This is a genomic window from Hydrogenophaga intermedia (genome assembly GCF_023715105.1).
Lineage (GTDB): Bacteria > Pseudomonadota > Gammaproteobacteria > Burkholderiales > Burkholderiaceae_C > Hydrogenophaga > Hydrogenophaga intermedia_A.
This window is the reverse complement of record NZ_JAMBNO010000002.1, coordinates 276,609-288,380: the sequence shown is the minus strand read 5'-3', so window position 1 is coordinate 288,380 and position 11,772 is coordinate 276,609. Positions and strand designations below refer to the sequence as shown.

11 protein-coding genes are annotated in these 11,772 nt (G+C 66.7%); 2 read left to right on the top strand and 9 right to left on the bottom strand.

The window, feature by feature from the left end:
• The first annotated feature begins 9 nt into the window (after window positions 1-9).
• A complete protein-coding gene (locus M3149_RS03080) occupies window positions 10-936 on the top strand; it encodes a LysR substrate-binding domain-containing protein (protein ID WP_251707862.1) in 927 nt (308 codons plus the stop codon).
• Between the two features lie 62 nt (window positions 937-998).
• Here the strand turns inward: M3149_RS03080 and M3149_RS03075 are convergent, their stop codons facing one another.
• On the bottom strand, window positions 999-1,958 hold the full coding sequence (locus tag M3149_RS03075) for a Bug family tripartite tricarboxylate transporter substrate binding protein (RefSeq protein ID WP_251707861.1): 960 nt from the start codon (window positions 1,956-1,958) through the stop codon (window positions 999-1,001).
• Between the two features lie 150 nt (window positions 1,959-2,108).
• On the opposite strand from M3149_RS03075, the gene M3149_RS03070 reads away from it, so the two are divergent.
• Window positions 2,109-3,089 carry an amidohydrolase family protein gene (locus M3149_RS03070; RefSeq protein WP_251707860.1) on the top strand — a complete coding sequence of 327 codons (981 nt, stop codon included), beginning with the start codon at window positions 2,109-2,111 and terminating at the stop codon, window positions 3,087-3,089.
• Here the strand turns inward: M3149_RS03070 and M3149_RS03065 are convergent.
• The 8 genes from M3149_RS03065 to M3149_RS03030 form a co-directional block, all read right to left on the bottom strand.
• A complete protein-coding gene (locus M3149_RS03065) occupies window positions 3,070-3,483 on the bottom strand; it encodes a DUF2784 domain-containing protein (protein WP_251707859.1) in 414 nt (137 codons plus the stop codon). The two genes, M3149_RS03070 and M3149_RS03065, sit on opposite strands and share 20 nt — an antisense overlap.
• 43 nt (window positions 3,484-3,526) lie before the next feature.
• Window positions 3,527-4,648 (bottom strand): hypothetical protein, encoded by a 1,122-nt coding sequence (locus M3149_RS03060; protein ID WP_251707858.1) that lies wholly within the window; start codon window positions 4,646-4,648, stop codon window positions 3,527-3,529.
• A gap of 398 nt (window positions 4,649-5,046) precedes the next feature.
• On the bottom strand, window positions 5,047-6,222 hold the full coding sequence (locus M3149_RS03055) for an ABC transporter substrate-binding protein (RefSeq protein ID WP_251707857.1): 1,176 nt from the start codon (window positions 6,220-6,222) through the stop codon (window positions 5,047-5,049).
• Window positions 6,223-6,262: 40 nt separating this feature from the next.
• Window positions 6,263-8,119 (bottom strand): AMP-dependent synthetase/ligase, encoded by a 1,857-nt coding sequence (locus M3149_RS03050; protein ID WP_251707856.1) that lies wholly within the window; start codon window positions 8,117-8,119, stop codon window positions 6,263-6,265.
• A 13-nt stretch (window positions 8,120-8,132) separates the two neighbouring features.
• Window positions 8,133-8,921: an ABC transporter ATP-binding protein gene (locus M3149_RS03045; RefSeq protein WP_251707855.1), complete on the bottom strand. Its 789-nt coding sequence runs from the start codon at window positions 8,919-8,921 to the stop codon at window positions 8,133-8,135.
• Window positions 8,918-9,748: an ABC transporter ATP-binding protein gene (locus M3149_RS03040; RefSeq protein WP_251707854.1), complete on the bottom strand. Its 831-nt coding sequence runs from the start codon at window positions 9,746-9,748 to the stop codon at window positions 8,918-8,920. The genes M3149_RS03045 and M3149_RS03040 overlap by 4 nt, the downstream gene beginning before the upstream one ends.
• A 5-nt stretch (window positions 9,749-9,753) precedes the next feature.
• Entirely contained in the window at window positions 9,754-10,830 is a 1,077-nt protein-coding gene (locus M3149_RS03035) for a branched-chain amino acid ABC transporter permease (RefSeq protein ID WP_251707853.1), read from the bottom strand.
• A 12-nt stretch (window positions 10,831-10,842) separates the two neighbouring features.
• Entirely contained in the window at window positions 10,843-11,718 is an 876-nt protein-coding gene (locus M3149_RS03030; RefSeq protein ID WP_251707852.1) for a branched-chain amino acid ABC transporter permease, read from the bottom strand.
• Window positions 11,719-11,772 lie beyond the last annotated feature (54 nt).

Here is an 11,772-nt window from a genome sequence, read left to right as displayed (position 1 = left end):
GGATCGACCATGCCCACCGCCCGATCGAAACACACCACCCGCCGCACCGTCGATTACCGCGTCGACCCGTTCGACCTGCACCTGTTCAGCGCGGTGCTGGAGCACGGCACCATCACCGCGGCGGCACAGGCGTCCAGCCTGTCGTTGGCCGCGGCGAGTGCGCGGCTGAAGACATTGGAGGCCGTGGTGGGCACGCCGCTGCTGGGCCGCTCCAAGGCCGGCGCCTCACCCACCGACGCGGGCAAGGCGCTGGCGCGGCATGCACGGCGGGTGCTCGCCGAGCTGGAGGCCTTGCACGTGGAGATGGCGGGCTTTGGCCGCGGCCTGCGCGGCACGGTGCGTCTGCTGTCCATCACCGCCGCCCTGGCGGAGCCGTTGCCACCCCGGCTCGGGCGGTTTCTGGTGCAGCACCCGGACATCGATCTCGACGTCCAGGAGTTGCCCAGCGACGCCATCATGGACGGACTGCACCGCGGCCTGGGCGATGTGGGCGTGGTCTCCGACTATGTGGACACGCGCGGACTCATGGCTTGGCCCTGGGCCGACGACCAGCTGGTGGCATTGCTGCCGCGCGGCTGGCTGGGCCGCGCGCCCGGGGCGGTGCGCTTTGCGGAGCTGCTGGAGAAGCCGTTCGTGGGCTTGCCGGCCGACGCCGGGTTGAGCCGTTACCTGGCCGTGCAGGCCAGCCGCTGCGGGCGCGTGCCGCACCACCGGGTGCGGCTGGGGCAGTTCGCGGCCATCGCGCGGCTGGTGGCCGACGGTGTGGGCGCGGCGGTGATGCCGCTGAGCGCGGCGCAGCGCTGGCGCGTGGCGCCGGCCGTGGTCGTGCCGTTGGCGGACGCGTGGTCGCGCCGGCGCCTGTTGCTGTGCGCCACGCCGCAGGCGATGGAGCTGGCGGGCGTGCAGGCGCTGTTGGCCACCCTGCGCGCGCCCTAGCCCGTGCAGCGCCGCGCGTTGGCTGGCGACGCGCAGGCTGACGGGGCGAATGAAGCGCTGGCTTACTCGGGCTTGAACCCCGAGGCTTTCACCGGCGCCTCCCAGCGCTTGAGGTGTTCGGCCACCATGGCGGCGGTGGGCGCGGGCCCGGCGTGGCTGGGCACCAGGCCGAAGTTGCGGATGCGCTCCTGGATGCCCGGGTCGGCCAGGGCCTGGGCCACGGCCGCGCTGATGCGCTCGCTCATCTGCGCGTTCACGCCAGCCGGGCCGAAAAAGGCGAAGAAGGCATCGGCCGCCATGTTGATGCCTTGCTCCTTGAGCGTGGGCACGTCGGGCAGCGCGGCCGAGCGCTGCTCGCCCGTGACGGCCAGGATGCGCAGGCGGCCCGCGCGGTGGTGTTCGATGGTTTCCGAAGCGGTGTCCACCATCAGCGGGATCTGGCCGCCCAGCAGGTCTTGTGCGGCGGGCGCGCCGCCGCGGTAGGCCACGTGCGTGAGCGGCACGCCACTGGCCTGGCCGATCAGCAGGCCCGCGAAGTGCGGCACCGTACCCGCGCCCGAGGTGCCGTAGCTGGCCTTGCCGGGGTTGGCTTTCATCCAGTCGAGCACAGCCTTGAGGTTGCCTTGCGGCGCGCCCGGCCCGGCGGTGACGGCAAAGTCGAACACGGTGGTGCGCGCGATCGGCGTGAAGTCCTTGATCGGGTCGTAGCCGACGTTGCTGTACAGGTAGGGCGCGATCACGAGTGCGCCACTCGGTGCCAGCACGATGGTGTTGCCATCGGGTGCGGCGCGACGCAGTTCACCCAGCACCAGTCGCCCGCCGGCCCCGGGCTTGTTCTCCACGATCACGTTCTGGTTGAGCGAGGCCTTCATCTTCTCGGCCACCAGCCGTGCAACGGTGTCCACCGAGCCACCGGGCGGAAAGCCCACCCACACGCGCAAGGTGTTGTCCTGCGCCGAGGCCAGGCCGGCCACGGCCAGCAAGGTGGCGCCTGCCAGGGCGTGGAAATGGCGTCTTTGCATGGGGTTGTCTCCTGTTGTGGGGTGGGGCGCCGCCATTCTGGAATCGGCATACGCGGCGTCCATGCGTGTTTACCCCGGGAAAGTAGGCTTGCTAACAATCGCGCGGCGCGGCATCGTGTCGGGTGCTTCGCACAACAGAAGGATTTCTGCATGCCCGTGATCGACGTCCACACCCACATGTACACGCCCGCCTGGCTGGAGCTGCTCAAGGCCCGCGGTGGGCAATACAACATCCAGCGCCGCCCCGATGGGCAAGACGAGATCTTCCGCGGCAACACGCCGGTGGCGATTCCCCAGCGCGGGCACTTTGACTACGAGCTGCGCATCCGCACCATGGATGACGCCGGCATCGACATTTCCATCGTCTCGCTCACCTGCCCCAATGTGTACTGGGGCGACGAGGCCACCAGCTGCCAGGCGGCGGTGGAGTCGAACGACGCGATGGCGCGCGCGCAAGGCCGCTGGCCCGACCGCATCCGCTGGTTCACCTCGTTGCCGTGGGAGTACCCGCACCGCGCCGTGGAGGAGCTCGAGCGCAGTTGTGCCAACGGCGCCGTGGGGGTGATGGTGCTGGCCAACATCTCGGGCCGCAGCCTCACCGACCCGTTCTTCGAGCCCGTCTGGGCCGAGATCGATCGCCGCGGCCTGCCGGTGCTGGTACACCCCACCGACCCGCCCGGCGTGGACCTGATGGACATGACCAAGTACGACCTGAGCTGGTCGGTCGGCTTCATGTTCGACACCACGCTGGCATTCACGCGCATGATCTTCGACGGCTTCTTCGACCGCTTTCCGAACATGAAGCTCATTGCCTCGCACGGCGGTGGCACGCTGCCCTACCTGGTGGGCCGCTTCGAGAAGGGCGACGAGGTGGAGATCCCGCAGCGGCGGCGCATGCAACGCAAACCCACCGACTACCTGCGCCACATTTTTTACGACAGCATCACTTACGACCCGCGCGCCCTGGAATACCTCGTGTCCATCGTCGGCCCCTCGCAGGTGATGCTGGGCACCGACTGGCCGCACCAGGTACACGACGTGGCCGGTGCGCTGCGCAAGGTCGACGGCCTTGGCCCCGGCCTGCGCGAGGCCGTACGCGGGGGCAATGCGGTCAAGGTGTTCCGGTTGTGAGCTGGCGGGCCGGCCGCACCCACCACCACGCCAGCGCCACCAGCACCGCGAAGGTGGTGTAGGCGGTCACGAACACCCACCACGGCGCGTCCCAGTAGAGCAGGCGCGCAAGCCAGTGCTCGATGAAGCTCTGCGTGTAGGCGCCCTGGCCGGCAATGCGCCGCAAATCCTGCTCCCACACGGTGAGCGGGCACAGCTGCCCGAGCCAGGCTTGCGCCGCGATGAAGACGATCAAGCCGAGGTGCGTGAGGCGAAGCCCACGATGACGCACCCAGCGCCAGCCGAGCACGCCGCCCGCCAGCACCAGTGGCAGCAAGCCCACCACGAACAGCACCACGCCCACGTGCAGCGCGAGCAGTGCGTCGGCCAGCCATTGGGCGGTGTTGGAACTCATGTGCCCATTCTGCGACCACGGGGGGAGCGCGCCGTGGCGCCCCTCAGACGATGGTGTCGATTTCGCCGCCCTCGGGGGCTTTGAGGTTCATGGCCAGCGCGATGCTCCGGGACTGCATGGCCACGATCAGGTCACTTGGTGCGCCGGTCATGAGATCGAACAGGTCGGGTGGCATTGTCTTGCCCGGGGCCAGTGCGCCCCTCACGGCCTGGCGCGCCTGATCCATCCAGGAAGCGGCTGCCGCCTCGATCAGTTGGTACACGTCCATCCGGTCTTGAGCCAGGGCCGCGTGGGCGGCTTCCTGGAAAGCGTCACGCACGCCTCTGGCCAGACGGCCAACCGGTTGTATCTGGGCAGGCGGTTGAAACGCGCGCTGCAGTCGTCCGTAGGCCGCGACCAGACGCCGCGACGCCGCGGGTTCGCCGCGGGGAAGGTCCCCGAGCTGGACCACGGGCAAGGCGAGCACCGGCCTTGCGTTGCTCGTTGAGGTCGTGGTCACAGTCGCTTTGGGCGTCTCGGGCGCGGTGGGTTCGCTGATGTCCCGGCGCACGCGCTTGGTCTCGGATGCAGCGCTGCGCTCGTCGTTGCCATGCTGCTGCTGGTCAAAGGCGCGAATACTGTCGGCAATGCGCGCCATCCGTTGTTCGAAATCCTTCATGGCACGGCTGCCGCGGGGCTCACCGGCCCTCAAGGCTTGCTCGCGCACCCGGGCGCAGGTTCCCTTGAACCATCCTCGGATCTGTTGATTCATCTCGCCGGGCGGCGTCATTTCGTAGAACGCCAGCATGTGCAGGTCCAGCAGGTGTTCGGGGGTCCATTGGGTGGTGTCGAACAGGCGAGACAGGCCGAGCGAAGAGCCGAGCTGTGGCTGGACGGCGACCCCGGGTGGCGTGAGGTGTGCTGCCGGTGGCCGGTTCGCCGCGACGAGTGCGTTCACGCGGTTCGTGTCGAGCGATGGGTCGTCCGAGGTGAGTACGCCTATATTGCAATCGGGGGCGTTGTCTCTGCCGGCTTCCATCGCGAGCGTGGCCAGTGCTTGCACGCTCTCGGGGTCATTACTTCCATCGCTGCTGTTGCGCAGCGATCTCAGGTTGGTGAGGATTTCGATGAATTGCGATGGCTTGCACCGTGGCCCGTACTGACCCAGAAAGCCCAGCTTGTGCACCCTGTAGCGCGTGATGGGTAGCGAGCCCTGACCGAACAGCGCGTGCTCACCCGCTTTTTGAACCGGTGCGACTGGCGGTGAAGGGAGCGCGGTTTGTGGGATCAGCGTGTGCTGGGGGTTGTCAGTGCCGGCCCGAACAGCCAGGGGGCGGGATTCGTTTGCCCCGCTCTGTGCCAGGGGGGTTGCCGGGCGAGGGTTGCCGGGCCGGATCAACAAGCGACTTTTGGGTTGCATAAGGAGTTGCCGCCGCCAGGCGACGCGGCACGAAGCGGCCTCCGCTCAGTAACCGGGTTGAATCGTGGGTTCCCCCGCACGATCGAAAAAAAGCCGCCGGGCTTGCACCGCGGCGGCGTCTGCGCATGGCCCGTTGACCGGGCGGCGCGGATCGGGATGTGCGCTTACTTGGCGCCGTCGATCTTCATGTACTCGGAAATCACTTTCCAGCGGTTGTTGTCGAGCTGCGAGAGGCGCGTGGCGTTGCTGCCCAGGCGCTTCGTGGGGCTGAAGGTCATCTCGGCGCTGCCGAAGATATCGGGCGGAATGGTCATGGTGTCCATCGCCTTGATGAAACTGTCCGTGGTGAGGTTGTTGCCGGCCTTGGTGGCAGCGCGGATGAAGGAGTCCATCGCGCTGTAGCCATAGACCGAGAACACCGTTGGGTCCTCGTTGAACTTGGTCTGGTACTTGGTGGCCCAGAAGCGCACCGGCTGCGAGGTGGCGTCCAGGTAGGGGTGCTGCACGGTCATGGTGGCGTACAGGCCGTTCATGGCGGGGCCGCCGAGCTTGTGGATCAGGTCGGTGTAGGCCGCGCTGGAGCCGATGAAGGTGGGGTTGAAGCCCAGGCGGCGCGCGGTGGCGATGCCGCCGATGGTCTCGCGGATGATGGTGCCCAGCACCACCATGTCGCACTGCTCGGACGCGAGCTTCTGCATCTGCGATGAGAAGTCGGTGGCGCCACGCTTGTAGCTGGTCTCCACGGCCAGCGTCATGCCGGCGGCCTTCAGACCATCTTCGGCACCGCGCTTGACCTCCAGGCCGAACTCGTCGTCCTGGTACATGGTGCAGACCTTCTTGGCGTTCTTCTCCTTGGCCAGTCGCGGCACCGCGATCTTCATCTGGTCGTAGTAGGTGGCGGCAAAGCTGTACTTGAGCTTGTGGAAGGGCTCGTACATCTCGCGCGCGGCCGTCACCGGGAAGAAGTTGATCACGTTCTTCTGGAACTGCACCGGCATGGCGGCCATGTTCTGCGCCGTGCCGATGTGGCCGATCATGGCGAAGATCTTGTCCTGGTTGACCAGCTTCTGTGCGGCCAGCACCGCGCGGCGCGGGTCATAGGCCGAGTCTTCCACCACCAGCTTGATCTTGCGGCCGTTGATGCCGCCTTGCTCGTTGGCCTCGTCCACACGCAGCATCATGCCCAGGCGCACCTGCTTGCCGAAGCCGGCGATGGGGCCGGAGAGATCCTGGATGGAGCCGAGGACGATTTCGTCCTTGCTCACGCCTTGCGATTGCGCCATCGCGGCGCCGGTGCTCAGCGCGATGGCCGCGCCGATCAGGCTCAGTGTTGTCTTCATCGCTGTCGTCTCCTGTGAGTTGGTGAGAGAGGTCAGGGGTTCAGTGGTACATCGCCTCGATCTGCTCGGCGTACTTCTTCTGCACGAGCTTGCGCTTGAGCTTCATCGTCGGCGTGAGTTCCTCGTCTTCCGCGGTGAGCTGGGTGTCGAGCAGGAAGAACTTCTTGATCTGCTCCACACGCGCAAACTTCTTGTTGACGCGGTCGATTTCGGTCTGGATGAGTTGCTGCACTTCGGCGGTGCGCGTGAGGCTGGCGTAGTTGGAGAAGGGCACGTCGTTGTCCTGCGCGAATTTCTCCACGTTCTCCTGGTCGATCATGATGATCACCGTGAGGTAAGGACGCTGGTCGCCGATCACCACCGCGTCGGTGACATACGGGGAGAACTTCAGTTCGTTCTCGATCTCGCTGGGCGTGATGTTCTTGCCCCCCGCGGTGATGATGATGTCTTTCATGCGGTCGGTGATGCGGAAAAACCCTTCCTCATCCACCGTCCCCACGTCACCGGTGTGCAGCCAGCCGTCGGGGTCGATCGTCTCGGCCGTTTTCTCGGGCAGGTTGAGGTAGCCCATGAACACGTTCGGGCCGCGCACCAGAATCTCGTTGGTGGCCGGGTCCAGGCGGACCTCGTTGTATTGCGCGGCCGGGCCGATGCTGCCGGGCTTGATGCGGTCGGCCGGAATGCCGGTGGAGGCGCCACAGGTCTCCGTCATGCCCCACACCTCGAGCATGGGCACGCCCAGCGCGAGGTACCAGCGCACCAGATCGGGTGAGATGGGCGCTGCGCCAGTGACGAGAAAACGCGCGCGGTGGATGCCGATCAGCTTGCGCACGTTGTCGAGCACCAGCACGCGGGCCAGCTTGAACTGCAGCTTGAGCCCGCCGGGCACCGACTCGCCCTTGAGCACATGCTCGGCCACGCGCTGGCCGACACCGATGGCCCACGCGTACGCGGCCTGCTGCAGCGCGCCCGCTTCCTTGAGCGCGATCATCACGCCGGAGTAGAACTTCTCCCACACGCGCGGCACCGCGGTGAACACCGTGGGCGCGATCTCGCGCACGTTCTCGGGCACCGTCTCGGGGTTCTCCACGAAGTTGAGCTTGGCCCCTGTGTAGAGCGAGAAGTACTCACCACCCAGCCGCTCGGCGATGTGGCACAGCGGCAGGAAGCACATGCACTCGTCGTTGCCGTCGCGCGCGATCAGCGTGTTGTAGCCGCGCACGGTGTACACGAGGCCCTGGTGCGAGTGCATGGCGCCCTTGGGCTTGCCGGTGGTGCCCGAGGTGTAGACCAGGATCGCCAGGTCTTCGGGCTTCACGTTGCGCACGCGCTCTTCCACCATGTGCGGATGGGTCTGCAGGTGGCTGCGGCCCAGCTCGCGCAAGGCGGCCAGGCTCATCACCCGCTCGTCGCGGAAGTCGCGCAGGCCTTCCATGTCGAACACCACGATCTGGCGCAGCATGGGCAACTGCGCGCGCACCTCCAGCGCCTTGTCGAGTTGTTCCTCGTCCTCCACGAACAGCACCGTGGTGCGCGAGTCATCGCACAGGAACTGCACCTGCTCGGCGGCATCGGTGGGGTAGATGCCGTTGGCCACGCCGCCCGCGCTCAGCACCGCCAGATCGGCGAGCACCCATTCGATGGTGGTGTTGGACAGGATGGAGGCGGTCTCCTTGGGCGCGAAGCCCAGCGCCATGAGGCCGTGCGCGATCTCGCGCACCGCTTCACCGGTCTGCGACCAGGTCCAGCTGCGCCAGATGCCGAAGTCTTTCTGGCGCATCCACACGGCCGGGCCGCGCGCCTTCACGCCGTTCCAGAACATCGCGGGAATGGTGTCGCCCTCGAGCACCACGCGGGTCTCGGGCTGAATGTGGGAGAGGTCCCAGAGGTAGCTCATATGGTTGCTCCGCTCAGCGCCAGTTCTTCTTCTTCTTCCAGCGGCGCTCGGCGCGCACGCCGGCTTCCTTCATGCCGAGGTAGAACTCCTTGATGTCGTCCTTCTCGCGCAGCCGGGCGCAGGTGTCTTCCATCACGATGCGGCCGTTCTCCAGCACGTAGCCGTAGTCGGACGCGTTCAGTGCCATGTTGGCGTTCTGCTCCACCAGCAGGATGGTGGTGCCGCGCTCGCGGTTGATGCGCACCACGATCTCGAAGATCTCCTTGGTGAGCTTGGGGCTCAGCCCCAGGCTGGGCTCGTCCAGCAGCATCAGGTCGGGGTTGGCCATGAGCGCGCGGCTGATCGCCAGCATCTGCTGCTGCCCGCCCGAGAGCAGGCCGGCGTCTTGCGTGGCGCGCTCCTTGAGGATCGGGAAATAGGCGAACACGGCCTCCATGTCGCGCGCCACGCCGTCGCGGTCGCGCCGGGTGTAGGCGCCCATGAGCAGGTTGTCGCGCACGCTCAGCAGCGGGAACACCTCGCGCCCCTCGGGCACGTGCAGCAGGCCCTGCTGCACGATGTGCGCCGGGTCCTGCGCGGTGATGTTCTCACCCTTGAACTCCACCGTGCCCTTGCGCGGGTCGATGATGCCGCTGATGGTCTTGAGGATGGTGGTCTTGCCCGCCCCGTTGCTGCCCAGCACGGTGGCGATCTCGCCGCGGCGCACCTGCAGGCTCACGCCGCGGATGGCCTTGATCGGACCGTAGGCGCTCTCGACGTTGGAGAGTTTCAGCACCGGCGCATCACTGGTGGGAACGCTCATGCGGACACCTTGTTGTGGTTTTCGCGGCGCAGGCTGGACACGTCGTCCACGCTGCCCAGGTAAGCCTCGATCACGCCCGGATCGGCCTGCACCTCGGCCGGCGTGCCGGTGGCCAGCTCGGCGCCCATGCTCATCGCCAGCACGCGGTCGGACACCTTGGAGACCAGGCTCATGTCGTGCTCCACCATGAGTACCGTGATCCCGAGTTCGTTCTTGATGTCGGTGATCCAGAAGGCCATGTCCTCGGTCTCTTCCACGTTCAGGCCGGAGGAGGGCTCGTCGAGCAGCAGCAGGCGCGGCTCGGTGCACAGCGCACGCGCCAGTTCCACCACCTTGCGCACGCCGTAGGGCAGGCCGGCCACCATGCTCTCGCGGTGGTGCTGCAGGTCGAGCAGGTCGATCACGTGCTCCACCCGCTCGCGCGCTTCGATCTCGGCGGCGCGCGTCTTGCCGGTGAAGAAGATCTCGCTCCACAGCCCGGTGCGCCGGTGTGTGTGGCGCCCGATCAGCAGGTTCTGCAGCACGGTGGCGTGCTCGAACAACTCGATGTTCTGGAAGGTGCGCGCAATGCCGAGCCTGGCGATCGCGTGCGGCGGCTGCTCCGTCAGGCGCAAGGTGCCCTCGGGGCCCGAGTAATCGATGGTGCCGGTGGTGGGCGTGTAGATGCGGCTGATGAGGTTGAACACCGTGGTCTTGCCGGCGCCGTTGGGGCCGATCAGGGTGAACACCTCACCCTTCTTCACATCGAAGCTCACGTTGTTGACGGCCAGCACGCCGCCGAAGCGCACGCTCAGGTTCTTTGCAGAGAGGAGGACGTCGTCGTTCATGGTGTTCACTTCAGGCGGTCGGACTTCTGGAACGACTTCTGCCGCTTGAACATGCCCTTGCGGTAGAACGGGAACAGCTGGAAATAGGCGCGCACCTTGAGCCAGCGCCCGTAGAGCCCCATGGGCTCGAACAGCACGAAGGCAATCAGCACCAGGCCGTACACCGTGCCCTGCAGGCCCGCGGCCTGGCCGATGGCGGCGGGCAGGTAGTCCTTGCCGACGGCGATCAGCTGCGGCATCACGATCAGGAAGATCGCGCCGAGAAAGGCGCCGTGGATGGAACCCAGCCCGCCGATCACCACCATGAGCAGCAGGTCGATCGACTGGATGATGGAGAACTGCTCGGGCGAGAGGAACTGGATCTTGTGCGCATAGAGCGCGCCACCCAGGCCCGCCAGTGCGGCCGACAGTGCGAACGACAGCGTCTTGTAGCGCGCCAGGTGAATGCCCATGCTCTGCGCCGAGATCTCCGAGTCGCGGATGGCGACAAAGGCGCGGCCGGTGGATGAGCGCATGAGGTTGACGATGGCCAGCGTGCTGGCCACGCACACCACCAAGCACAGGAAGTAGAACTCGTTGGTGGAGTCGAGCTCCCAGCCGAACAGGCTGGGGTAGTTCACCATCAGGCCCTTGTTGCCGCCCGTGACCGACTCCCAGCGCGCCAGGCCTTCCTCGACGATGAATCCGAAGGCCAGCGTGGCCATGCCGAGGTAGATGCCCTTGACGCGCAACGCCGGCAGGCCCACCACCACCCCCACCGCCGCAGCCAGCAGGGCGGCGCAGGCCAGCGCGACGGGAAAGGGCACACCCGCGTTCACCATGACGGCCTGCGTGTAGGCGCCCACGCCCAGAAACGCCGCGTGGCCCAGCGAGAACAGGCCGGTGAAGCCGGCCAGCAGCATGAGGCCCAGACCGACAATGCCGTAGATCAGCACGAAGGTGAGCTGCGCCAGCCAGTATTCGTCGATGGCCCAGGGCGCGGCGATGAGGAACAGGCACAGCAGGCCGTACCAGAACACACGGCCGCCGTGCTTGGCGAGGCGGATGTCCTGGTCGTAGTCGGTTTTGAAGAGGAAGCGCATGTCGATGTGGCCTCAGACTTTTTTACGCAGCTTCTCGCCGAACAAGCCGTTGGGCTTGAGCACCAGCATGATCAGCACCACGATGTAAGGCGCGATGTCCTTGAAGCCCTCGGGCAGGTAGAAGCCCGCGACCGCCTCGACGATGCCGATGATCAGCCCGCCCACGATGGCGCCGGGCAGGCTGCCGAAGCCGCCCACCACCGCGGCCGGGAAGGCCTTGAGGCCGATGAAGCCCATGTTGGCGTGCACGAAGGTGATGGGCGCCAGCAGCAGGCCCGCGATGGCGGCCACGCCAGCGGCCAGGCCCCACACCAGGCCGTTGATGCGCTTGACCGGAATGCCCATGTAGTACGCGGCCAGCTGGTTCTGCGACGCCGCCTGCATGGCGATGCCGAGCTTGCTGTAGCGGAACATCGTGAACAGCAGCCCGCACAGCAGTGCGGTGGCGCCGATCACCACGATCTGCTCGGCCGAGATCACGAGCGCGCCCAGGTTGAGCACCTGCCCCGCATAGGGCACCGGCAGCGTGTGCGTCTCGGTGCCGATGTTGGGGATCATGGTGATGAGCCCGCGCAGCACGAAGCCCACGCCGATGGTGAGCATCACGATCGAGAAGGCCGGTTGCCCGAGGATGGGGCGGATCACCAGACGCTCCAGGCCGATGCCGAACAGCATCATGCCGATGATGGCCGCCGGCACCGACACCCAGTAGGGGAAGCCCAGCATCGTCATCGTGAGCAGGCCACCGAACGCACCCACCATCATGAGATCGCCCTGGGCGAAGCTCACGGTTTCGGTGGCCTTGTAGATGAGCACGAAGCCCAACGCGATCAGGCCGTAGATGCATCCCTGGGCCGCGCCGCTGATCAGCAGTTGCAGCAGTTGCACGGAACTGTCTCCTGTCTTGTGGTGCCACGGGGCCGGTCGGTGCTTGCTGCAGGC